Below are 22,848 nucleotides of genomic sequence, written 5' to 3' on the forward strand. Positions count from 1 at the left end.
CTTGCGGACAGCAACCGCTGTGCCAGCCCACTCACTGCGAAGGCCTTCGAGCATTCAGCAAACTAAATTTAACGCGCGTACTTTTAAAAGTTGACGCACGTAAATTTTAGATCTACTTGTCCCGCCATCCGCTGGCGACAGGAGGCCCGTCTCGCGGATCTGGCTCCAACGGCCTTCGTTATCTGGGGAGGATTATGTCTCTTTCTTCTTTCGCGAAAACCCTGCTCGCCGGGGCAGCTCTCACATTCGTAGCCGCATCTGCGAATGCCGATGGCATTGGTGTTTCACTGCTGACGCAGCAGCATCCGTTCTACAATGAGCTTGCAAAGGCGATTACTGCCGAGGCAAAGGCGAAGAACGTCAACGCTGAAATCGCCATCGCCAATCAGGACCTGAACAAGCAGTTGGCGGATATCGAGGACTTCATCGTAAAGGGCGTCGACACCATCATCATGTCTCCCGTCGACAGCAAGGGTGCGCTGGCCGCAGTAATGCGTGCCCAGACCTCCGGCATCAAAGTCATTACCGTCGACGTACCTGTAGAGGGTGCCAAGGCCGCCTCCTATATTGGAACAGACAACTATGCCGGTGGTGTGAAGGCCGGCGAACTGATGGCCGAGCAGTTGGGCGGCAAGGGCAATGTCGCTATTATTGACTATCCCCTCGTGCAGTCGGTCGTGAACCGCGTCAACGGCTTCAAGGACGCCATTGCCAAACATCCCGATATCAAGATTGTCTCGATCCAGACCGGCATCACCCGCGCCGAGGCACTGGCAGTCGCGCAAAACATGCTCCAGGCCAACCCCGACATCAACGGCATCTTCGGTTTCGGCGACGACGCTGCTCTTGCTGCTTCCGTCGCGGTCAAGTCTGCAGGACTTGCCGGCAAAGTGAAGGTCATCGGTTTCGACGGCATGCCCGAAGCGATCAAGGCCGTGGACAGCGACCCAGATATGGTTGGTGTCATCCAACAGTTCCCGGATCAGATGGGCAAGCTCGCCGTCGATACCGCAGTGAAACTGGAAGCCGGTGAAACCGTACCGGAAAGCCAGCCAATCGTGCCTGGCGTCTACACAAAGAAGTAATAGCACCTGCTCCCGAGACGGCTTTTCTAACGGAAAAGGACCGCTCAATCCGGCGGCCTGCGCTCCACACGGGCCGCCGGACAATCGACTTGAAAGGTGACGCCATGGAAGCCGCAAGAGGCAGCACGATCCTAGAGATCAAGGATGTGACCAAGGTGTTCGGCGCAGTTTCGGCGCTGAAAGACATGCAGCTCAGCGTCCGACGTGGCCGCGTACATACCATCCTCGGTGAGAATGGCGCCGGCAAGTCGACGCTTATGAAGATTCTTGCAGGGGTCTATCAACCGACATCAGGCTCAATTGTCCTCGATGGTGCACCTTATGCACCCGCCAGCCCCCAGGATGCTGCCAGGGCCGGCCTGACGATCGTCTTCCAGGAGCTCAGCCTCTGCAACAATCTGACGGTTGCCGAAAATATCCTGGCGACCCGCGAGCCGGCACGGGCCGGCTTCATCAACGACAAGGCACTCGTTCGCAAGGCCACCGAACTGGTGAAGGAGCTCGGGCTGCCGGTCTCCGTTTCCGAAAAGGTCGGTGACCTGTCAATCGCGCAGCGCCAGCTGGTGGAGATAGCCAAGGGCCTCAGCATAAAAGCCAAGGTCGTCATCCTCGACGAACCCACTTCCTCACTCAGCGACAGTGAGGCGGAGATCCTCTTCGAAATCATCGCCCGCCTGAAGGCACAGGGTGTCGCGGTCATCTACATCTCCCATCGAATGGAGGAGATCATGCGGTTGAGCGACGACATCACTGTCGTTCGCGACGGCAGCTACATCACGACGCGCGAAAAGACTGAGACGACGATCGACGAATTGATCGCGCTGATGGTCGGCCGCGACATGAATGAGATCTACCCTCCGCGCGAAACCGCCCCACCCGCAATGGCTGGAAGCCCGGTGCTCACCGTCAAAGACCTCTCACGCGATGGCGAGTTCGAGAACGTCTCCTTTGATGTCCGCCCCGGAGAGATCCTTGGCTTCTTCGGGCTGATCGGGTCCGGTCGCTCGGAGGTGATGAACACCCTTTTCGGCATTCGCCAGCCAACGGCCGGGTCCATGTCAATCGATGGAAACCGCGTCTCGATCGCCTCCCCGGCCGACGCAATCGACAGGTCCATCGCTTTCGTAACGGAAAATCGCAAGGAAGAGGGTCTCGTACTCAGCCACAGTGTGGAGAGTAACATTTCCATGGTAACGCTTGGCCAGTATTCAGGGGCACTCGGCTTCCTGAAGCGACGGCGGGAGCGACAGGCCGCCGTTGGGGAAGTGGCTCGCCTGGCGATCAAGACCGCCTCACTCGATACGAGCGCCGGTTCGCTATCGGGTGGCAACCAGCAGAAGATCGTTCTGGCCAAATGGCTTCTTACCAAGCCGAAGATTCTCATCCTCGATGAACCGACGCGTGGTGTCGACGTCGGTGCCAAATTTGAAATCTACAAGATCATCCGCCAGCTGGCGGCGGAGGGGGCAGCGATCTTGCTGGTATCTTCCGAACTTTCCGAAGTCATTGGCATGAGCGATCGCACCGTGGTCATGAGCGAGGGGCGGATGACCGCAATCGCGACCAAGGAGCAGATGACGCCGGAAAAGATCATGAGCTTTGCGACAGGATTCCTATCATGAACAACAACTATGCGGCCAATGCCGACCTCATGCGTGTCATGAAACAATATGGCGGCATCTTCCTGTCGCTGATTGTGCTTTGCGTGATCTTCTCGATTACCAACCAGCGCTTCATGTCGTTGGCGAACTTCCTCAACGTGCTGCAGCAGGTGGCCGTCATCGCCATTGCCGCCTTCGGTATGACCTGGGTGATCCTGCTTGGTGAGATCGATCTGTCAATCGGCTCCATCATCGCCGTTGCCGGCATGGTCGGCGCGCAGTGCTTTCTCTTTGGCCTTGGTTTCGTGCCAGCTGTCGTGCTGACCTTGGCGGCTGGAGCCTTCCTCGGACTGATAAACGGCGTGCTGACGGCCAAATTCCTGCTACCATCGTTTATCGTGACAGTCGCCACCATGGGCATTTATCGCGGGCTCGTCAGCCTGCCGACCAACGGTGCGCCGGCCATGATCGTGGATCCGACCTGGACCGCGATCGGGACACAGAGCTTCCTTGGCATTCCTGTTGTCATCTGGTTCGTTGCCGTGCTCTTCGTGTTCAACCACGTTCTCCTGTCGAAGACGACCTTCGGACGCCGTGCCTATCTCACCGGCGGCAATCGCGAGGCGGCACTTTACTCCGGTATCAAGGTCGACCGCCTGAAGATCATCATCTTCATGATCTCCGGCACCATGGCGGCGATCAGCGGCATCCTGCTTTCCTCGCGCCTGTTTTCGGCCCAAACCAACGCTGGAACGAGTTACGAGCTCGACGCCATTGCGGCGGCGGTCCTTGGCGGAACGAGCCTGGCAGGTGGTGTTGGCACCATGGTCGGCACTTTGATCGGAGCGCTCATTATCGGCGTTTTGAACAACGGCATGAACATGCTGTCGGTCCCGTACTTCTATCAGCTCATCGTCAAGGGCCTTGTCATTCTCGTCGCCGTCTATCTCGACGTGCGCTCGAAGCAGGCCAAGCAGTAACTTTCGAGCGAAGGCAACCAGCATGTCCAAGATACTCACTATCGGCGAAATCCTCGTCGAAATCGTCGCGACAAAACGCGGCAACGGGTTCCGCGAAGCTGTTCCGCTGATCGGCCCCTTCCCGTCAGGCGCGCCGGCGATCTTCATGGACCAGGCCGGTAAACTCGGGCAGGATTGCGCGATCATCTCGCGCGTTGGCGATGATGATTTCGGTTGGGTAAACATTGATCGGCTAAAGGCCGACGGCGTGGATGTATCCGGAATTGAAGTCGTGCCGCATGGCACGACCGGCAGCGCCTTTGTGCGCTATCGCGAGGACGGGAGCCGCGCTTTCGTATTCAACATTCGCCACAGCGCCTGTGGAACCATCGAGCTTTCCGATAAGACCCTCGCCCTGATCGACACCTGCACGCACATGCACGTCATGGGCACAGCACTTTATGCGCCAAGCGTCGTCAAAAGCATCCTCACCGCGGTCGAACGGATCAAGGCTGCCGGCGGCACCATCTCGTTCGATCCGAACCTTCGACCCGAAATCCTCGATGCACCAGGCATGCGCGAAGCTCTGCAAGTCGTGCTGGCAAAGACCGACCTCTTTATGCCAAGCGGCGAAGAACTCTTCCTCTTTGCCAAGGCGTCAACGGAGAAGGACGCCGTTGACGAACTGCTAGCGAAGGGGATCAAGGCCATTGTCGTCAAGCGTGGCGCCAAAGGCTCCAGCTATTTCGATGGGGACAATGCCCTTCACTTACCAGGCTACGAGGTCGAGGAAGTGGATCCGACCGGCGCTGGTGACTGCTTTGGCGCGACATTCGTGACCTTCTGGCTGAGCGGTATGCATCCGGCAGATATCCTGCGCTACGCCAATGCCTCGGGTGCGCGCGCCGTGACGAAGGCCGGCCCCATGGAAGGCGCATCCACTCGCAGCGAACTCGACGCGCTCATTCAATCGCAAGGGAATGCCTGACATGCAGAAAAGCTTTCTATCCGACATCGCCAGCTGGCGTGAACGCGACGGTGTCAAGGGAATTCCCTCGGTCTGCTCGGCGCATCCGGCTGTCATTGAAGCGTCCATGCTGCACGCCAAGCGCCGCGGCGTGCATCTGCTCATCGAGGCAACCTGCAACCAGGTGAACCAGGATGGCGGCTATACGGGAATGACGCCAGCCGATTTTCAGGCTTTCGTTATAGGGATCGCGAGGAAGACCGATTTCGACCTCGACAAGCTTATCCTGGGCGGCGATCACCTGGGACCCAACCCCTGGAAGAACCTACCTGCAGAAGAGGCAATGGCGAAGGCCTGCACGATGATCGAGGCCTATGCCAAGGCCGGTTTCACCAAGCTGCATCTCGACACAAGCATGGGCTGCGCGGGCGAGCCGGTAGCGTTACCCGACGCGACGACCGCCGAACGTGCCGCCCGTCTTGCTGCCGTCGCCGAAAAGGCGCTGGAGGGTTCGGACGGGATCAAACCTGTCTACATTGTCGGGACCGAAGTTCCTATCCCAGGCGGTGCGATGGAAGAACTCGACGTGCTGGAAATAACCAAGCCTGAGGCCGCTCGCGAGACAATCGCCATCCATCGCAAGGCTTTTGAGGCAGCCGGCGCTTCCGATGCCTTTCATCGCGTTGTCGGCGCGGTCGTACAGCCGGGCGTCGAGTTCGGGAACGGGAACGTGATCGCGTTTGCCCCGGAAAGGGCGGCAAAGCTCAGTGCTACGCTCTCTGACCTGCCAGGCCTCGTCTTTGAAGCACATTCGACCGACTACCAGACACAAGAGGCGCTTCGCTGCCTCGTCCTAGATGGCTTTGCTATCCTCAAGGTTGGCCCGGGTCTGACATTTGCGCTTCGCGAGGCTTATTACGGGCTCGACCGGATTGCCGAGTTTCTGTTTCCCGGAAAGCGCAAGGAGACGCTCATTGCGACGATCGAACGCGTACTCACTGCCGAGCCGAAAAACTGGGAGAAATATTACCACGGCTCTGATTTTGAACGGCATATCCAACGCCACTTTAGCTACTCGGACCGCATCCGCTACTATTGGCCACATGCCGACATCGATGCTGCAGTCAAGGAGATGTTCGCCCTACTTCATGAGACCGACATCCCTGAAACCCTGATCAGTCAGTACCTTCAGGGAAGCTATGCTGCAGTCCGCGACGGCACTGTCAGGCCGCAGGCCAAATACCTGGCCCTTGCTGCCGTGGATCACGTCCTGGAGGACTACTTCGAAGCTTGCCGCGCCTGATCGGTGCGGCTGTTGCGCGCCACGCAAACATCTGCTTGAACTGTCTGAAAATATAATCGATTGAGAGCATTAGAGGGTGGAACGGAGTTTGGCAGACAGAGCCATCAAAACGATGGAGGACTTTTCCGAGTTCGTCGGATTGTCCCGCCCGACCGTATCCAAGTACTTCAACGATCCGGCGTCGGTTCGCACCAAGACACGAAATTTGATCGAGGCGGCGCTCAAGGAAAGCGGCTTTCGCCCGAACATCTTCGCCGTCAATCTCAATCGCCGGCGCAGCAACATCATTGGGATCATTATTCCGAACTCGACCGATCCGTTCTATATGGCGCTGACGCGTCGTGTAGAACTGATCGCCAACGCAAGCGGTTTCCTCGCCTTCATCCTCTCGTCGGATGGCAACCCCGAGCTTGAAGAACGGGCCATCGAGACCCTCAAGTCGATGAACGTCGCCGGCGCCATCATCGCCCCACTTGGGGTGCAGTCGCATCAAAAGACGCTGTTGACACTCGCTGCCACGATTCCCCTCGTATTCGTAGACTCGCCACTTGACGATACCTCAACGTTTGTCGGCACCAACAACAGTCAGAGCTTTCAACTGATCATCGATTATCTGTGCCGCTCTGGAGAACCGCCCTGCTATCTCGGCATGCCACCCGTCAATACCAATGCCCGAACTCGCAATACCGCCTATGAAGAAGCGATGCGGCAATTGGCGATGACGCCCGTCGTCCTGCCGATCTCCGAGCAAGTCGACTGGGACTTCGAGCGCATTGGCTTCCAGGAAACATTGCGCTGGATCGACAGCGGCGGATTTCCAACGAAGACGGTCCTTTGCGCAAACGACCGCGTCGCCTTCGGCGCCATCGCTGCGGCCTATCAGCGGGGCATCAAGGTGGGTCGTTCAGCCGACTGCGATCTCAGGATTGCGGGCCACGATGACCATCCACTATCGCGTTACGCGTGCCCGCCCATCACGACCGTGGCACAGAACTATAACGAGATCGGCCGGCTGGCGACCGAATTGCTGTTTCAGAAGATTGATCTCGATGGCGAGAGCCCCCCTACCTCGCAGGGCCAACGTTTGTTGTTGAACGCCGAATTGATCTTGCGCAATTCGGCCTAGTCAACCGGCTCATACAGCTCCCGGAAATCTGCTGTGCAACAGAGCCGCTCACGATGCGCGTCGGCTTGGCTGAGGCAGACGCCAGTAGCTGATGGACGTCGCGCAATCGTCGTGGAGCGCTCTACCTGCAGACCCGAACGCTCTCCATATGCCAGCCGCCGTCATAGGCATTGGGCACGCGACGATCTTCAAACCAGCAACGCGGAGGTGGCGGCGGTGGTGGATCGATATAGCGCGGACCGCTGTTGTTGACGATTGCGCCACCGATCAAGCCGCCGATCACACCGGCGGCGAGACCGCCTGCGATTGCTGCGCCATTGTCGTGGTGATGGTGGCGGCGTGGTGGTGGTGGCGGCGGATTGTCGTAGTAAGGTCTGCGCCATTCCTGAGCAGATGCCGTATCGATGACGGTCAAACCGCTTGTGGCTGCAATCGCCACCGTGACCACGGACAAAACTAGTTTCTTCATTATTGCTCCGTCTGATTGAGGGCATACCCCCGGGCAAACGAATTGCATGCTCACGATTAACGGCTCATGAACGATACTGAGCCAGCCTCATTCAATCGCCGTGCAATGGACTGGCCGGCAGACAATGGGTTAGCTTTATTTCTCTGTTGGGGCGACGGACAAATGGATGAAGCGTTAGAGCGTTTTAAAGAACCGGCAGGCCACCAGCTCCAAGGCCTTCATGTCTTTGCGGATGGTTGCTACGACCCTGTCTCCGGGCACGGGGGCTGGGGCTTTGTCGCCTATCTTGACGGTGTTGAGCATGCATTCGACTTCGACGGTTCGTCAAACAGCACAAACAACACGATGGAGTTGCTAAGTCTGTTCAACGCCATTGGCTGGATCAATCGCGAGAGCGTTGGCGGACCGGCAACAATATGGCTGGACTCAGTCTACGCAGTGAACGGCTGCAATATCTGGAGGCCTATCTGGCGGAACAACGGATGGCGAAAGGTGCGCGCAAATCCCAAGGCTAGAAATCGAAAAATTGCCGATGCTGAACTTTGGCGAAACGTTGATCGTGAGCTTCTAGAAAGCCGGCTGATCACGATTGCCTGGTGCAAGGGGCATTCAGGAATTTATGGCAATGAACGGGCGGACGCGCTCGCAGATCTAGGCCGCCTCTCCCTGCGCGCCAACGGCGACACAAAGAAGCTGCGAAACTATTGACGGCCACCACCCTAACGGAGTGTACCGTGGCCCCGCGGCACTAGTCTGGCGTCCGCTCCCAATACCAGGCTACGTACATGTTTTTCTTATCGTGCCGGCGGTCTTTCAGAAATGCGCGCACGGATCGCACTTCTGCCTTTTCGCCAGCGAACCAGATGAACGTATCCTCATTCAAGCCGGCAATCGCCTTCTTCGCTTCGTCTGCCAGGACAGCGCTCGCGCCCACGGGATATGAGCGACGATGCAACCAGCGAACACTGATCGAGCCTTCCGAAAACAGAAACTGTTCCTCCGCTCCATCTAGGACTTCTATGATCGCCTGCAAATTCGTCCCGGCAGGAACCTCCGCGGCAATGCGGGCAATGGCGGGAAGCGCCGTCTCGTCGCCGACCAGGAGGATCGACTGCGCGATCGGCAGACTGCCACCGCCCGGTCCCAATAAGGCGACCCTTTGTCCGGGCTGAGCGTCCCTAGCAAAGTCCGCCCCTGGTGTTTTGACACCTGGGGCTGGATGCTGCAGGAAATCGATCGAGACTTCCCCTCTGTCGACGTCGAAAGCGCGAATCGTATAGACCCGAACCAGCAGCTCGTCGTCTCCCTCCGGCCAGGCCACCCGGCCATCGGGACGTACCCCTGGCCAGATCGGCGCTCGGCCCTTGGGTGGTACGAGCAACCGGACGTGCATGTCGCCGCCGATGAACGGCGCCAACTCGGCGCAATGAAATACCACCCGGCGCATGTTAGGTGTCACGTCCTCGCAGCGCAGAACCGTCGCCTCATGAATGTTCGGCAGTAGGGCGAGCGAAGCGGGTTCCGACCAAGTTAGCTCAAGAGGATCCTCGCCTGCAAAGTAGAAGAGGTGTTCAGCGACTATCGTGCGGCTTATCTGCAATGCCCGCTCGGTTGGGCACGCAAGCTCGATCATCAGTTTATGATCCTGTGCGAAAATGGTCGCGGTTCCCCCTTCGCTCGTCAGGACGGCGCCATTCCCACTTCGCTGAACCTCAGCGTGCTCCACAAAGTGCTCGCAGATCTCACCGAGCATGGCTAAGGCGTCGGTAGCAACCGCGATGCCGGTAAGCTTGAATTCCAAAGCAGTTGTCATCGGTACTCCTATCGAAACATGCCGTCCTCAGCATTCGCAGTCGCGATGCGGTGGCGACCAATTGGCAGCATGATTGGTCGCCCAGAAGTCGGGTCGGTTATAATGCGGCTCTCCAGCCCGAAAACATCCAGCACATTGTCTTCTGTCAGGACGTCTTCCGGCGCACCGCAGACGTGGATGCGCCCTTCCCGCATAGCGACAAGAAAGTCCGCATAACGTGCCGCGAGATTTAGATCATGCAGCACCATGACGACCGTCGTGGCTCGCGAATGGTTGAGATCACTAAGGAGGTCCAGGACCTCAACCTGGTGACTGATGTCCAGGAAAGTTGTTGGTTCGTCGAGCAGGAGAATATCCGTCTCCTGAGCCAGCGCCATGGCGATCCAGACGCGTTGCCTCTGCCCCCCCGAAAGCTCGTCGACCGACCGTTCGGCAAGTTCCGTGGTTTTCGTCGCTGAAAGCGCGCGGTCAACGGCTTCATCATCCTTGCGCGTCCAGCGTGAGAAGAGGCGTTGGTGCGGATGCCGACCTCGGCTGACCAGATCGGCAACAGTGATCCCTTCAGGAGCAACAGGTGACTGCGGCAATAGCCCCAACGTCCGGGCGAGCTCTCTGGAGGGCGTATTATGAACCGACCGGCCATCGAGGACGACGTGTCCCTGTCGGGGCGCCAACAGCCGGGACATGGCACGCAGTAACGTCGACTTTCCGCAAGCATTCGCTCCGACGATGGCTGTTATTTTGCCCGGTGGAACGGCAAGGTCGAGCCCGTGGAGAATATCGGTCTCACCGTAGCCGGCACGCAGCGCCGTTGCTGTAAGGGTATGGACGGTCACGACGAGCCTCCGATCCTGTTGGCGCGCACGATGAGAACAATGAGGTAGGGAGCTCCCAGTACGCCGGTCACGATACCGACGGGATAACGACCCGGCAGAAGAAACTGCCCTGCATAGTCGCCCGCAAGGACCAGCACGGCCCCGATCAGTGCAGCAGCAATCAGGACCGGTCCATTGCTCCCGACGATGCGAGCCGCAATCGGTCCGGAGAGGAAGGCCACGAAGGCAATCGGACCCGTGACCGCGGTTGCCGAAGCGATCATGCCGACAGCCGCAACGATGATGATGACACGGGTGCGGGATACGCTGACACCGAGAGCCGCGGCGGTAGCATCCCCCAGGCGCAATGCCTCTAGATCACGCGCGCGGCTGAGCAAAACCCCACCAAAGACCAAGAGCGCCATTAGCAGAGGAGCAGCCTGCGCAAGCTGCGCACCGTTCACGCTACCGGTCAGCCACCGAACTGCCTCTTGAAGGCTCCAGGCGGGTGCTTGAGAGAGGGTATAGGCAATGAAGCTTTCAAGCATGGCCGATACGCCTATGCCGACGAGAATGAGGCGGGTCCCGGAGACACCGTTTCGGTACGACAGCCTATAAACGACAAGCGCAACGCCGAGGCCCGCGACGATTGCAAGTATCGAGACAACCGGCCCCTTCAGCGACAGCACGACAATAGCAAAGACCGCCGCAGCGCTGGCACCGGAACTGATGCCGATGATGTCCGGGCTTGCGAGTGGATTGCGCAGCATGACCTGAAAGGCTACACCGCCAAGGCCGAAACTGAGACCCGCGAGCACGGAGATTACGGCGCGCGGCAGCCTGAGTTGGCCAACAGTGAACGCTGCGCCCGGCACATTTTCGCCAAGCAGAACGCGGATGACTTCGCCAGGTGGCGTCAAAGACTGGCCGTACGATAGAGCAAGCGCAAAAATCGCGACGACAATCGCAATCAGGGCAGCTATCAAAACTCTCTGTTTGCGCGAGCGGCGAAGACGATTGATTACGATACGGTCGAGAGACGCAGAACTCATCGTCAAAGCTCCCGCACCCGCTGACGTCGGACGATTGCGATGAAAAACGGCGCGCCAACGAGCGCCGTTACGATTCCGACATCCAGTTCGGCGGGCCTTGCAACGATGCGGCCGACAATGTCTGCAGCCACCAAGAGGCATGCGCCGGCGACAGTGGCAAAGGGCAGGAGCCAGCGATGGTCGACACCGACGAGCTGGCGGCAAAGATGTGGTACGACGAGACCCACAAAGCCAATCGGGCCACATATTGCGGTCGTCGCTCCACAAAGTAATATGGCGCCAAGCGATGCAACGGCGCGCGCCAGTGCCACGCGCTCTCCAAGTCCAGCCGCCAGTTCATCGCCAAGCGCGAGTGAGTTCAACTTGCGAGCTGACAGGAGACTTACCGCAAAGCCTATCACAAGGAAGGGCAACACTGGCATGATGCGCTCGAACGTTGCTCCTCCTACTCCGCCTATCTGCCACGACCGTATGCCTCCGGCGATGTCGTTTCGCGGCAAAACAACTGCAATGACCAGGGAGGAGAAGGCAACGGAGGTTGCCGCGCCGGCAAGCGCCAGCTTCAAAGGCGTTGCTTTGCCTCGCCCCAACGAACCGATGCAATAGACGAATACTGCCGCGCAGCCGGCACCAAGAATTGCGGTCCAGATATAGGCTTCGGCTGAAGTGATGTTGAACCAGGCGACACCGATGACCACGGCCAGTGATGCACCCATATTCACTCCCAGAATACCGGGATCGGCGAGAGGATTGCGCGTCACCCCCTGCATGACTGCTCCAGACAACCCAAGCGCTGCACCGGCAACCACCGCAAGCAGTGTCCGCGGAATACGCACAGTGACCGCCGCCCGCCCTATGGTATCCACCTTCCCAGCGAGTGCCTCGCTGATGTCGAACCAGCCTACCGAACGAGTGCCGACCATTACCGAGGTCGCGCAAAGCACCAGGAGCAGTGTGCCTAACCCGAGTAGCCAGGGGCCTCGAGCCGGGTTTGCACCGGCCGATGCTGGCGTTTGTGTACCGGGAGCTGTCATTGCGGCTTTCTGGGCAACGCGCCGGCCGCTTCAGCCAGCAGGGCGACGTAATCCTTCAGGACCCAGGAAATTGAGAGTGGCGTCGGGTTTGCCGCCGTACCAAGTGGGTTTCGCCCGAGCGCAACGAGGGCACCTCTCTCAACAGCGGGCATTCTGGCCGTCAACGGGTTCTTCCTCAGCGCAGCGAGCAATTGCTGATCACCGTATGTCACGACGAGGTCGACGTCATCGAACGAGTCGATCTGCTCGGCGCTGACCGAACCTGCAAACTTGCCGGGGATGGAGGCCTCCGTGACACTTCTTGGAGATTTCAGCCCGAGATCGGCGAAGAACTTCACGCGAGAATCGTTTGTCGTGTAAAAATTGACGGTACTGAGATCCGATGCATTCAGGTGGGTTATGAACATGGCAGACTTGCCACGGAGTTGCGGAAAGCCAGCGACGGTTTGGGCAATGTTGGCCTCGATTTTCCTGATCAGTGCTTCTCCCTCACTCGACATCCCGAGCCCTGCACTGTTGTAGCGGATCATCTCGCGCCAGTCGGTGGACCAGGGTGCCTGCGGATAGGCAACAACCGGAGCAATCTGGCTCAGTGTGTCGTAGTCCGACTGGCTGAGACCGGAATAGGCCGCCAGGATGACATCGGGTTCAGTGGCAGCGACGGCCTCGAAGTCAATGCCATCGCCTTCGTCGAAAAGCCTTGGCTTGTCTGCATGGAGTTCGGCAAGTCTCTCGGAGACCCACGGCAAAAGCCCATCGCCATCGTCATCGCCAAAGTTCGCCGCGGCGAAACCAACCGGCACGATTCCCAGTGCCAACGGCACTTCGTGGTTCGCCCAGGCGACTGTTGCCACTCGTTGCGGCTTCTTGGAAATGACGGTCGTTCCGAAAGCATGCTTTATGGTGATTGGATAGGTCGTCTCCTCCCCAGCCAACACACCTCCAGCCGAAATCAGCAAGAGGTAGAGTGCCGCCAGTCGCGCGACAAGAAGACCGATTTGCTGCAAAGCTCCAGCTCCACTGTTGTTTTAAGTGGACTTCCAGTCTCAGGTTCAAACAGCGACGTCAACAGGCGAGTCTGCGCTTGTACGACACTGATGCGAGATTCCCGTTGGTTTCTACAAAGCCGGTTTTTTCTACAATACTGGACATTATTCCTCAAGTTAATAGCCGTCGTGGGACCTGGCCGAAGCGATCGATCGCTGCCGCCAGTTACGGTCGGATGGGTTTTCTACTGGAACTAAAAATGAACATCGTTAGCATTGGCAGCCGCACTCAAAAGATATCTCTTCGCTTCCGCAACGCCCTCCTTCTGGGCTGCACGGCTCTCGTTGCACTCTCGCCGACCGTATTGCTCGGCCAGGAGGCTGCTAATGCAGGAACCACCACTCCTCTAGAACCAATTGTTCTCCAGGGCGTGGGAATTGGTCTCGACGTGGCAAACGATTCCAAATCGATCGTTGCGAAAGACACGACCGGCGGTGGAAGGATGGCAACGCCCATCCTGGATACACCTGCCTCGGTCTCCGTCATCACGTCGAAGGAGATCCAGGAACGGGCGGCAGAGAGCGTCGAACAGGTCCTACAATACACTTCTGGTGTCACCACGGACTTCTACGGCTCTGACGATCGGTTCGATTACTTCAAGATCCGCGGTTTCGATGCCCTGATGTACCGCGACGGCCTGGTCATTGGCAGACCATTTGGCGGGCTGCGTGAGGAGCCATTTGCCTTTGAGCGCGTCGAGGTCCTGAAGGGGGCAAACTCCGCCGGCTTTGGCGTTTCTGACCCCGGCGGTGCCGTAAACTATGTGACGAAGCGACCCAGAAGTGAACGTTTCGGTGAGGTCTACGCTACCGGCGGCTCCTTTGATCATGGAGAAACGGGGCTAGACTTCGGCGACAATATCACCGCGGACGACACGCTGTCCTATCGCATTACAGGCAAGTTCAAGCGATCTGACGAAGAATACGACTATTCAAGGGACGACGAGAACTTCATCATGGGCGGACTGACCTGGCGTCCGGGCGACGACACGAGCCTGTCGGTCGTTTTTGACCACCTGGACCGTGATGGCGTGCCAGGTAGCGGCGGTCATCCTGTCGGCACGGACTTCTCCAGAGACCGTTTCTTCGGAGAGCCCGATTTCAACTACCGCGACATCAACCGAAATACCGTCAGTGTCTTTCTTGATCACGACTTTGGTGACGGTCTGACTTTCAGTTCAAATGCGCGCTATAGCAGATCTCGGTCGAATTTCGGCTATGCGTACATTTCAAGCACCCCCACTGACGGCTCAACGATCGCCGACCGCGCCTTTTTTGCGAACGACGGCTCCGACAAGCAATTCATTGTTGATGCGCATGTACAGTATGACGCGAGCATAGAGAACCTTGCGAGCCGCACGCTGTTGGGCGTTGAATACAACACCTACAACACCGATAGCGCCAATTTTTGGGGAGCGGCTCCAGGCATCGACTGGACCAATCCAGTTTATACCGGTGCGCCAGCGTCCGTGCCAATCTTCGCAAACACCCGAGATGACCAGAAGACCAGGGGGATCTACCTTCAGGAGGAACTCACCTTGTTCGACAGGGTGATTGCAACTGTGGGCCTGCGAAATGACTGGCTTGACCTTGACGAAACCGACAAGCTTTCAGGCTCCACGTCGACCGGCGATTTCAGCGAATTCACGAAGCGCCTTGGCCTGACCTACAAGATTACCGATGAGCTTGCAGCCTACGCAAGCTATGCTGAATCCGTTGCTCCGCCACAAGTCGGGACCGACCCGGAAACCGGAAAACAGTACGAGGTCGGGATTAAATACCAGCCAACCGACTTCCCGGCGATATTCACAGCGGCCGTGTACGACCTGACCAAGGAAAATATCACGGTGACTGATCCTGCAACGTTCCTCCAGTCTTCGATTGGCAAAGTCCGGCATCGGGGGATAGATCTCGAAGCCAAGGCTGAAATAACAAATAATATCAGCGTGATCGGTGCATATTCTTATATAGATTCTAATATCGTCGAGAACGGAACGGGAGGCAACGAAGGCAATCGTCTTGCGCTCGTACCGGCACATTTCGCGTCGGCATGGGCGACGTATACGCTGGATGGAAATGGAACCCGCGGAGACATGACGTTCGGGGTCGGCTCTCGCTATACCGGCTCCTACTATTTCAGCGACGCGAATACCTCCAAATCAAAGGCGAACGTCGTGTTCGACGCTTCGTTCACCTACAATATCCAGGAAAACACCACCTTCCAGGTCAATGTCAGCAATATCTTTGACGAAAAGCATGTCGCCTATGGCGGTTTCGGGGCAGACTTTTACAATCCAGGGCGTGCGATCTACGCGTCTCTACGCCAGACTTGGTGATCACGCGGCCCGTTTCCGATCTGGGAGCGGGCGAACTCCTCACGGTCAACGATGCAATTGACTCCGACGCCAGGCAGCGGGCGTGTCGCCCGCAATCTGACGGAAAACCTTGGTCAGGTGCGCCTGGTCTGAAAAATCAAGCTGGGCCGCAATGTCGGCCACTGCCAGATCGCTCTCCGCAAGCAAGCGTTTGGCATGGTCGATGCGTTTCCCCAACTGCCACTGCAGTGGTGTTTTGCCGGTTGTCTGCTTGAAGACATTCGTGAACCAGCTTTCCGAAAGCCCAACGATATCAGCCATTTCGGCAACGGTCAGGCGGCAATCGGCCGGTCTGTCCATGCGGGCGACAAGCTTGTTCATCTGAGCCTGTGTGAGCCTGCCGCTGGGCGGCGCTTCCACATTCTCACGCGAAATATCAAGCAAGCCGGCGACGATGCTGCCGACCAGGTTTTCGCCATAAACCTCATGCCTTGACGGTGAGGCGACCTCATCGACCACCAAGCGGGCGAGTGTTTCGATAGCCCCGACATCCTGAACCTCGGCTGGCCGTCGTAACGCGGTCATTGCAACCGAAGCCCCAACGGACGGAGCGAGGTACTTCAGCAGCTTATCTTTATGCAGGTGAACATTGAGATGAGAAAACCGGTGTGTTGCGCCGCTGGTCGTCCACATCGGCATACCAGGTGGTACATAGACGGCTCTCGCCATGGGACGGTAGTGCTGCCGGAACTCACCGTCACTGTTCGACAGACGCACATGAGGAGAGACGTCGTTGAAGAAAATCATGATCCGAGGGTCATTGGACAAGTAATAGCCTTTGGCGCCAGCCTGGCTTTCCGCCTCCCAGAGAACGCTTACGAGGCCGTCAAACTGACGCCACTTGACGGGAGCTACGACCCGTATGCCCTCGGTGTGCCAGTCCATGGAATGCCAGAAGCCCAACCTAGAAATCCACCCTTTTCACCTAGACAACCGCTCTCGCCAGGAACCGGCGTAATGCTCCGCTTCCATGTCATGAACTACCGTCGCCCTTTAAACACAAATAATATGATCACAACAATCATATTTTAATCAGGGCAACTGGCTGCGGGCTAGCAACACAGCCGAAAGCTACGCCAGCATGGGAACAGACGAGCGCATCAGTGGCAAGCAAAGGGGCGTTCCATCGGCAGGATGTGGGATTACCATCGCATCAATGCCGAAAACAGCGCGGATCAGTTCCGGCTTCAGAAGGTCAGCGGGCCTACCCGCTGCGTGAATGCCGCCTCCGGCCACGGCTATGATCTGATCGGCATACTGAGCGGCGTGATTGAGATCATGGACAACCATGACGATGGTGCGGCCAGCCGTTTCGTTCAGCTCCTTCAGCAGTTGCAGAACTTCCAGTTGATGGGCGATGTCGAGATAGGTCGTCGGCTCATCGAGTAACAGGATCGGTGTCTCCTGTGCCAGTGCCATGGCGATCCATGCACGCTGACGTTGCCCACCGGAGAGACGGTCAAGCGGGCGATCGGCAAGACCAGCAAGCCCAGTCGCAACAAGCGATGCCTCGACGATCTCCTCGTCCTGCCGAGTTGTGCGGGACAGGAGGCCCTTATGGGGATGGCGCCCGAACCGGCAAAGCTGGCGCACGGTAAGACCGTCTGGGGACGCTGGGCTCTGCGGCAGCAGCGCCAGCGTCTGGGCAATCACCCTTCCGGGCACGGTTGCGATTGCCTTGCCGTCCAACGTCACCACGCCATCGAGGGGTCTAACAATGCGGCCGAGTGCACGCAAAAGCGTCGACTTGCCTGAGCCGTTGGCGCCTATCAGGGCCGTGATCTTCCCAACTGGGATGGTGACATCAACATTCTCGAGTACTTTGGTCGTGGTATAGCCGAGCGTCAGGCTCTTCGCCGAGAGGCGCGGCTGAGCGACATCATTCATGACGGCTCGCCTCCTTGATCAACAGGAAGATGAGATATGGACCGCCAATGACGGCAGCTACGATGCCCGCCGGAATTTCGTTCGGCAGCGCAACCAACCGCCCGATCAAGTCGGCTGCGGAAAGCACGAGGGCCCCGATGAGCGCGCTTGCCGGTACCAGGTGGCGCGGGCGCGAGCCGACAAGCAGGCGTGCAGCATGCGGCGCCAGCAGGCCGAGGAAGCCCATGCTGCCAACGGCAGCGACGCTGCCAGCGGTAAGCAGCACGCAGACAACGATGAGGCCGCCACGCAGGCGGTCGGGCGAGATGCCGATGCTTGTCAGCGTATCGTCGCCAAAACCGCCAGCGTCGAGCCGGGTCGCGGCTATCACCACGAGCGGCAGGCATACCGTGATCCAGAGCGATAGCGCGAGTACATCCGTCATTGTGGAGCCGTAGACGCTCCCGGCAAGCCATACCATCGACTGGTCGGCACGCGTGGGGAATAGCACCATGACATATTGCATTGCCGCCTGTGCCAGCATGCCCAGTGCCACGCCGACCAGCGCCAATGGCGCAATGCCACCGCCGAATGCACGGCCAATGGCAAGCAACGCCAGCGCACCGATGACGGCACCGATGACAACACCAACCGGGATGGCCCAGATGGCCCATGCATGTGGTGTGAAAAGACCGGCAAGGAAAGCGCCAAGCCCTGCCCATTTTGTGATCCCGACGACGTCCGGAGAGGCCAAGGGATTGCGGAGCGCGCCCTGCAGGAAGCAGCCGGCGATGCCGAGCGAAGCGCCGGCCAGTATTGAGATGATGACGCGCGGAGCACGGTACTGCATGACAATGAAGGCGCTCTTGCCGCCGGCAATGCCATCCAGGACCTGTCCGACCGACAAGGTCACGGCGCCGATCGTCATCCCAAGCATGGCGATGATGACGATGAGACCAGCAATGGCAAGACAGACGCTCGCCGCACGCAGGTTTGCTGATGGCAGCGCGGTCGTCATCATCTCACCCTCTGCCGCAAGAGGATGACAAGGAAGGCTGGCGCGCCGATCAACGCCGTGACGATACCGACGGGCGTTTCGGCCGGAAAAGCTGCAACACGGCCGGCGAGATCGGCAGCATTCAGAAGCAAGGGGCCAGTGATTGCGCTAAGCGCTATGACAGTCAATTGGTCGCTGCCAACCAGGCGGCGGACGATATGTGGAACCAGTAGACCGATAAAGCCAATCGGTCCGCTGACAGCGACCGCCGAACCGGCAAACAAAACGATCAGTACTGCGGCAAGGCCGCCCACGCGCCGGGCGTTTTGGCCCAGCGAAACACTCGTCGCCTCATCGAGTGCCAGAACACCAAAATGCCGGCCTGCAACCACGGTTACTCCTCCTCCCAGAAGGGTGAAAGGCAGAATAATCAATACCTTGTTCCATTGCGCGCCATTAATGGAGCCTGCTAGCCAGTAAACGATATCCTGCCCTGCGTTGTTGGCGATCAGGATTGCCTGGACCAGCGCGGAAAGGACGAGCTGGATGGAGATCCCTGCAAGCGCCAGCTTCACATCGTTCATGACACCAGAAACCGACAGCGTCCACATGGCTAAACCGACGGCGGCGGCTCCTAAGAAGGCCGGCCAGACAGTGCCGCCAGGGCTCAAGCCAGGCAGGGCAATCAACGAGATCACGATGAAAAGAGACGCGCCGGCATTGATACCGAAGGTCTGAGGCGACGCCAAAGAATTACGTGTGAGTGTCTGGATCAACACACCGGCGACGGCAAGGTTCGCGCCGACCAGCAAGGCGAGAACGGCCCGCGGCAGACGCACATCCCAAATGAGCGCGCTGTCGGGCGAGCCATCGGGCGCGAGAAGCAGGTGAAGCGCGCGAACGACCGGCAGTTCGGATACGCCAAAGGAGATCCCTGCCAAGGTGACGACAACGAGCGCAAGCAAAAGATACAGCGCGACAAGCCCAGGACTGGCCGTTCCGTCTCGGATGATTGCGCGGCTCTTTGCTGCCATCGACATTTACCCGGCCTGATAGACTTTGGCCAAGATTTCGCGGGCGATCATCTCCGCCGTTGCCAGCCCGCGGAAGCGAGAGAACTGGTTGCGATTGACCTCAAAAACCGTCCCCGCCCTCGCCGCCGAAATATTGGTGAAGGCGGTGTTGCTCTTCCATTGATCGAACACAGTGCCCCCGGCATCGGTTGCCACCAGCAGCACATCCGGATTGACAGCGACGAGGCGCTCAATCCCGGCCCCGCTTTCGACCGGATCTGTCGAGTCAATCGCGGGCGTCAGACCCATAGCCTTGAAGACGGAGCCTGTGAAGGAGGCGGAGGTATGCAGGCTCATGGAATCCGGATTGGCGACGGCAAGCAAGAAGCGACGCGTTTCACCAGTGGGGATCTTTGCAACCAGACCGGCGATGACGGCCTCATGCGCGGCAATCACCTGCTTCCCCTTCTCTTTCTCGCCGAGCGCATCGGCAATGGTCACCACAGACGTCTTGATGACCTCATAGCTGCCTTCCCAGCTATTCAGCACGATAGTCGGGGCAATTGCGCTTAGTTGTTGATAGATAGCCGAATGGCGGACTTCATCGGCAATAATGAGATCGGGCGCCAGCGCTGAAACCAGTTCCAGATTGGGCTCAAGGCGGGTGCCGACCGAGCTATAGTCAATCTTCTTTCCGAGTAGCTGTTCGATACGCTTCGGCTGATCGTCGTCGGTAATACCGACCGGGGCCATACCCAATGCGTCCAACGCCTGGACAAAAGAGAACTCCAGTGCAACCACCCGGGAGGGGGTACCGGGAACCTGCGTGGTGCCGAGGGCATGGGTGATCGTTCGGATCTGTCCACCGGCGGTCGCGGCTGTAGGGCGAAACGCTGCAGGTGCCGTCAGCGAAAAGGCAAGTGCAAGCCCGATCCGCTTGTGAAGATCCCGTCGAGAGATTGGCTTTGTCAGCATTAGATTGTCCCATTGATTGTTAAGAGAGCTGCCCGCATGTTTGCGCACCACGGCGACACAATAAGCAGAGATTTTTTGTCATGTTAAGCAACACACTGCCCAACCAGAGCGATTCCGACCTGGCATTGTTAAAACGACACCGATGCACTCACAAAAAACGTCCTTGGTTGGCCAACGAATTTTCCGCCGTTGTTATCCGTCGACCGCGTGAAGTACTCCTTGTCGAATAGATTCTTCACCCCGAAAGCCAGCTTTGGCGCGTTCGTGTTGTTCTCCGGCTGGTAGGCAACGCGCAGATTGGTGACGCCATATCCCGGGATGTCGCCCAGACGCCCGGTCGGGTCCTCATCCGTCACATAGGTTGCACCCTCCGCGACTGTGCCGGGTGACCGCTGCTTCGATTGGGCAAGGACGCCAGCGCTGAGGATCCAGTCATTGTAGCGATAGTTGGCGCCGAAGGTGGCGAAGTTCCGAGAGTAAAAAGGCAGGTCCCTTCCCTTGAAAGCCCCTGCCTCGTAGGTGGCTTCGGTATAGGTATAGGTCGCGTAGACGGACAGACCCTCGAGGGAGGCGCTAAGGTCTCCGAGATCGTATTGGGCGGCCGCCTCTATACCCTGGTGCTTTGTCGCACCAAGATCTGTCCAGATTCCTTCTCCGACGATCGTGCGACCGAGATAGAGTTCCTTGTCGAAATCAATGTAGAAGGCTGTCAGCTCGGCGCTCCAGTTGTCTCCCTCGTAGTGCGTGCCGATTTCGTAGGTAGTCGCTTTTTCCGGATGAAGTCCATCGGTCGTCGAGGCGAGTTGGCTATACTGTTGCGGGCCGAAGGAGACACCGACATTGCCGAAAACCGTCCAGGCGTTGTCGATCTGGTAGAGTGCGGAAACGGTCGGAAGGACTTCGCGCGCTTCCACAGATGGAGAACTTGTGCTTGTAACGAGGCCGCCAGCTAGGTTGGCGATGTTGTTATGGGTGTTGATGAGTTCGTATCGGACGCCCGGCGTGATTGTCCAATTGCCGATTTCGATTTTGTCATCGATGTAAAAGGCGTGTGCCGTCGTGCCACCATCACTGGTCTGGTAGACATTCATCGGCAGGCTATTGGGATTCACCCCCGTCGTGCGGCTGTAGTATGCAGTGCGTGCGGCGACTTCGGAACTCTCCTCCCAGAGATAGCGATAGCCGATCGTCACTTCGTGATTGATGTCACCGGTTTCGAACAGGCGCGAATAGCGCGGTTCTATCCCGAAATATTCGTAACTGCGCGGTGCGGAGGTGAGCCGGTAGCGGCCAGCGCTGGTACCGCTTCCCTGCTGTTCGACATGGCTTCCACGAAACGAGTCGACGTAGTAGCCGAGAATTTCAAAGTTGTTCTCCCCATCGTCGTGCTGGTAACGCAGTGAAACGTCGTTGCGCCGACCGCTGAAGTCGTCGAACTTGCGGGTCGACTGGAACGGATCCGCAGCGAACTCCGCCGTGGTCAGTCCACCAGGCATCTTGCCCTCCCCATCATAGTGGTGGAACTGCGCACTGATCACATCGGTATCCGACAGCTCGTATTTGCCCTTCAGGATGATATCGTCGATGTCCGTACGGTCATTTTCGTCTCGATAGCCCTCACCGTGTATCCCGGAATAGAGGATCGCACCGCCCAATCCGTCGGCATTGGTGCCACCGATCAGCAAATTCGGGGTCGCCTTGACGTGGCCGTTGTTGCCGGAGACTTCCGCATCAGATGCAAAGCGCGCCGTAAAATCATCAGGGATTGGGCGAGTGACGAAATTAATGATGCCGCCGACATTTTGCGGGCCATAGCGAACCGAGCCTGCGCCGCGAACGACGTCAATTGTCTCCACATTTCCAAGCGTTAGCGGAAAGAGTGAGAGCTGCGGCTGGCCGTAGGGTGCATAGGACAGCGGAATTCCATCCATGAGCACAGTGGAGCGCGGCGATAGCCGCGAGGTAAGGCCGCGAACGCCGAGATTGAGCGAGACGTCGCTGCCGCCGGTGCCGCTGCTTTCCTGCACCTGGACGCCAGGGATCTGGTTCAATGCATCGCGCACATCCAACGCACCCCTCTCCTCGAACTCCTGACGATCGAGGATCGTACGGGCGCCTGGATGTTTGAGGACCTTTTCCTCGTTCGGCTGCTCGAGCCAGTTACCGGTGATCGAGATCGGTGCCAGCGCGGTTGCATCAGACGAGTTGGCATCCTGCGCAAAGCCATGGATCGGCGCGAACACTGCGCCGCAAAGAAGAGCTGCCTTGAAGGCCTGCACCCGGTCTTTCATTTGGGACCCTTTGAATATTCATAAAAAATAGACATGACGATGCGGGCGAGCCGAGGAGCCT

General features: G+C 58.3%; 20 protein-coding genes. 8 read left to right on the forward strand and 12 right to left on the reverse strand.

The features are described from left to right. Nucleotides 1-194 precede the first annotated feature (194 nt). The 6 genes from JNB88_RS25370 to JNB88_RS25395 all read left to right on the forward strand — a co-directional run bounded on the left by JNB88_RS25370 (nt 195) and on the right by JNB88_RS25395 (nt 7,041). Nucleotides 195-1,085, forward strand: coding sequence for a substrate-binding domain-containing protein (locus JNB88_RS25370; RefSeq protein ID WP_220357863.1), 891 nt, complete (start codon nt 195-197; stop codon nt 1,083-1,085). Between the two features lie 104 nt (nt 1,086-1,189). Beyond that, complete coding sequence (locus JNB88_RS25375) at nt 1,190-2,707, forward strand: sugar ABC transporter ATP-binding protein (protein WP_220357864.1); 1,518 nt, start codon at nt 1,190-1,192, stop codon at nt 2,705-2,707. Further along, a complete protein-coding gene (locus JNB88_RS25380) occupies nt 2,704-3,666 on the forward strand; it encodes an ABC transporter permease (RefSeq protein ID WP_220357865.1) in 963 nt (320 codons plus the stop codon). Before JNB88_RS25375 ends, JNB88_RS25380 begins: the two co-directional genes overlap by 4 nt. 22 nt (nt 3,667-3,688) lie before the next feature. Beyond that, nucleotides 3,689-4,633 carry a tagatose kinase gene (locus tag JNB88_RS25385; RefSeq protein ID WP_220357866.1) on the forward strand — a complete coding sequence of 315 codons (945 nt, stop codon included), beginning with the start codon at nt 3,689-3,691 and terminating at the stop codon, nt 4,631-4,633. Nucleotide 4,634: 1 nt separating this feature from the next. Next, the gene (locus JNB88_RS25390; protein ID WP_220357867.1) at nt 4,635-5,915 is read left to right on the forward strand and encodes a D-tagatose-bisphosphate aldolase, class II, non-catalytic subunit; all 1,281 of its coding nucleotides are present in this window, start codon (nt 4,635-4,637) and stop codon (nt 5,913-5,915) included. A 112-nt stretch (nt 5,916-6,027) separates the two neighbouring features. After that, complete coding sequence (locus JNB88_RS25395) at nt 6,028-7,041, forward strand: LacI family DNA-binding transcriptional regulator (protein WP_220357941.1); 1,014 nt, start codon at nt 6,028-6,030, stop codon at nt 7,039-7,041. 121 nt (nt 7,042-7,162) lie between these two features. Here JNB88_RS25395 and JNB88_RS25400 read toward each other — a convergent pair whose 3' ends face one another. Beyond that, complete coding sequence (locus JNB88_RS25400) at nt 7,163-7,510, reverse strand: hypothetical protein (RefSeq protein ID WP_037130101.1); 348 nt, start codon at nt 7,508-7,510, stop codon at nt 7,163-7,165. A 162-nt stretch (nt 7,511-7,672) separates the two neighbouring features. Between JNB88_RS25400 and JNB88_RS25405 the strand changes: the two genes are divergently transcribed. Then, nucleotides 7,673-8,218 carry a ribonuclease H family protein gene (locus JNB88_RS25405; protein ID WP_220357942.1) on the forward strand — a complete coding sequence of 182 codons (546 nt, stop codon included), beginning with the start codon at nt 7,673-7,675 and terminating at the stop codon, nt 8,216-8,218. A 40-nt stretch (nt 8,219-8,258) separates the two neighbouring features. Here the strand turns inward: JNB88_RS25405 and JNB88_RS25410 are convergent, their stop codons facing one another. Genes JNB88_RS25410 through JNB88_RS25430 form a run of 5 tightly spaced genes read right to left on the reverse strand, consistent with a single transcriptional unit; the run spans nt 8,259 to nt 13,201 of the window. After that, the gene (locus JNB88_RS25410; protein ID WP_220357868.1) at nt 8,259-9,323 is read right to left on the reverse strand and encodes a DUF2218 domain-containing protein; all 1,065 of its coding nucleotides are present in this window, start codon (nt 9,321-9,323) and stop codon (nt 8,259-8,261) included. Nucleotides 9,324-9,331: 8 nt separating this feature from the next. Next, nucleotides 9,332-10,159: an ABC transporter ATP-binding protein gene (locus tag JNB88_RS25415; protein ID WP_220357869.1), complete on the reverse strand. Its 828-nt coding sequence runs from the start codon at nt 10,157-10,159 to the stop codon at nt 9,332-9,334. After that, nucleotides 10,156-11,190: a FecCD family ABC transporter permease gene (locus JNB88_RS25420; protein ID WP_220357870.1), complete on the reverse strand. Its 1,035-nt coding sequence runs from the start codon at nt 11,188-11,190 to the stop codon at nt 10,156-10,158. Before JNB88_RS25420 ends, JNB88_RS25415 begins: the two co-directional genes overlap by 4 nt. A gap of 2 nt (nt 11,191-11,192) precedes the next feature. Beyond that, entirely contained in the window at nt 11,193-12,224 is a 1,032-nt protein-coding gene (locus JNB88_RS25425; protein ID WP_220357871.1) for a FecCD family ABC transporter permease, read from the reverse strand. After that, a complete protein-coding gene (locus JNB88_RS25430; protein ID WP_420832219.1) occupies nt 12,221-13,201 on the reverse strand; it encodes an iron-siderophore ABC transporter substrate-binding protein in 981 nt (326 codons plus the stop codon). Before JNB88_RS25430 ends, JNB88_RS25425 begins: the two co-directional genes overlap by 4 nt. Nucleotides 13,202-13,470: 269 nt before the next feature. Between JNB88_RS25430 and JNB88_RS25435 the strand changes: the two genes are divergently transcribed. Next, a complete protein-coding gene (locus tag JNB88_RS25435; RefSeq protein WP_220357943.1) occupies nt 13,471-15,606 on the forward strand; it encodes a TonB-dependent siderophore receptor in 2,136 nt (711 codons plus the stop codon). 45 nt (nt 15,607-15,651) lie between these two features. On the opposite strand, the gene JNB88_RS25440 is transcribed toward JNB88_RS25435, so the two are convergent. The 6 genes from JNB88_RS25440 to JNB88_RS25465 all read right to left on the reverse strand — a co-directional run bounded on the left by JNB88_RS25440 (nt 15,652) and on the right by JNB88_RS25465 (nt 22,787). Next, nucleotides 15,652-16,548, reverse strand: a complete 897-nt coding sequence (locus JNB88_RS25440; RefSeq protein ID WP_220357873.1) for a helix-turn-helix domain-containing protein — start codon at nt 16,546-16,548, stop codon at nt 15,652-15,654. Between the two features lie 168 nt (nt 16,549-16,716). Continuing rightward, the gene (locus JNB88_RS25445) at nt 16,717-17,532 is read right to left on the reverse strand and encodes an ABC transporter ATP-binding protein (RefSeq protein WP_220357874.1); all 816 of its coding nucleotides are present in this window, start codon (nt 17,530-17,532) and stop codon (nt 16,717-16,719) included. Beyond that, nucleotides 17,525-18,532 (reverse strand): FecCD family ABC transporter permease, encoded by a 1,008-nt coding sequence (locus JNB88_RS25450; protein WP_220357875.1) that lies wholly within the window; start codon nt 18,530-18,532, stop codon nt 17,525-17,527. The genes JNB88_RS25445 and JNB88_RS25450 overlap by 8 nt, the downstream gene beginning before the upstream one ends. Beyond that, entirely contained in the window at nt 18,529-19,542 is a 1,014-nt protein-coding gene (locus JNB88_RS25455) for a FecCD family ABC transporter permease (RefSeq protein WP_220357876.1), read from the reverse strand. The genes JNB88_RS25450 and JNB88_RS25455 overlap by 4 nt, the downstream gene beginning before the upstream one ends. 6 nt (nt 19,543-19,548) lie before the next feature. Beyond that, on the reverse strand, nt 19,549-20,496 hold the full coding sequence (locus JNB88_RS25460; protein WP_220357877.1) for an ABC transporter substrate-binding protein: 948 nt from the start codon (nt 20,494-20,496) through the stop codon (nt 19,549-19,551). 128 nt (nt 20,497-20,624) lie between these two features. Beyond that, complete coding sequence (locus JNB88_RS25465; RefSeq protein WP_220357878.1) at nt 20,625-22,787, reverse strand: TonB-dependent receptor family protein; 2,163 nt, start codon at nt 22,785-22,787, stop codon at nt 20,625-20,627. Between the last annotated feature and the right edge of the window lie 61 nt (nt 22,788-22,848).

Source organism: Rhizobium cauense (assembly GCF_019511525.1).
GTDB lineage: Bacteria > Pseudomonadota > Alphaproteobacteria > Rhizobiales > Rhizobiaceae > Rhizobium > Rhizobium cauense.

Coding starts and splice junctions, on each gene's coding strand:
- JNB88_RS25450 (WP_220357875.1), bottom strand. CDS start 18,532: ATGATGACGACCGCGCTGCCATCAGCAAACCTGCGTGCGGCGAGCGTC.
- JNB88_RS25460 (WP_220357877.1), bottom strand. CDS start 20,496: ATGCTGACAAAGCCAATCTCTCGACGGGATCTTCACAAGCGGATCGGG.
- JNB88_RS25375 (WP_220357864.1), top strand. CDS start 1,190: ATGGAAGCCGCAAGAGGCAGCACGATCCTAGAGATCAAGGATGTGACC.
- JNB88_RS25395 (WP_220357941.1), top strand. CDS start 6,028: ATGGAGGACTTTTCCGAGTTCGTCGGATTGTCCCGCCCGACCGTATCC.
- JNB88_RS25370 (WP_220357863.1), top strand. CDS start 195: ATGTCTCTTTCTTCTTTCGCGAAAACCCTGCTCGCCGGGGCAGCTCTC.
- JNB88_RS25400 (WP_037130101.1), bottom strand. CDS start 7,510: ATGAAGAAACTAGTTTTGTCCGTGGTCACGGTGGCGATTGCAGCCACA.
- JNB88_RS25380 (WP_220357865.1), top strand. CDS start 2,704: ATGAACAACAACTATGCGGCCAATGCCGACCTCATGCGTGTCATGAAA.
- JNB88_RS25455 (WP_220357876.1), bottom strand. CDS start 19,542: ATGGCAGCAAAGAGCCGCGCAATCATCCGAGACGGAACGGCCAGTCCT.
- JNB88_RS25420 (WP_220357870.1), bottom strand. CDS start 11,190: ATGAGTTCTGCGTCTCTCGACCGTATCGTAATCAATCGTCTTCGCCGC.
- JNB88_RS25405 (WP_220357942.1), top strand. CDS start 7,673: ATGGATGAAGCGTTAGAGCGTTTTAAAGAACCGGCAGGCCACCAGCTC.
- JNB88_RS25445 (WP_220357874.1), bottom strand. CDS start 17,532: ATGAATGATGTCGCTCAGCCGCGCCTCTCGGCGAAGAGCCTGACGCTC.
- JNB88_RS25435 (WP_220357943.1), top strand. CDS start 13,471: ATGAACATCGTTAGCATTGGCAGCCGCACTCAAAAGATATCTCTTCGC.
- JNB88_RS25425 (WP_220357871.1), bottom strand. CDS start 12,224: ATGACAGCTCCCGGTACACAAACGCCAGCATCGGCCGGTGCAAACCCG.
- JNB88_RS25410 (WP_220357868.1), bottom strand. CDS start 9,323: ATGACAACTGCTTTGGAATTCAAGCTTACCGGCATCGCGGTTGCTACC.
- JNB88_RS25465 (WP_220357878.1), bottom strand. CDS start 22,787: ATGAAAGACCGGGTGCAGGCCTTCAAGGCAGCTCTTCTTTGCGGCGCA.
- JNB88_RS25385 (WP_220357866.1), top strand. CDS start 3,689: ATGTCCAAGATACTCACTATCGGCGAAATCCTCGTCGAAATCGTCGCG.
- JNB88_RS25390 (WP_220357867.1), top strand. CDS start 4,635: ATGCAGAAAAGCTTTCTATCCGACATCGCCAGCTGGCGTGAACGCGAC.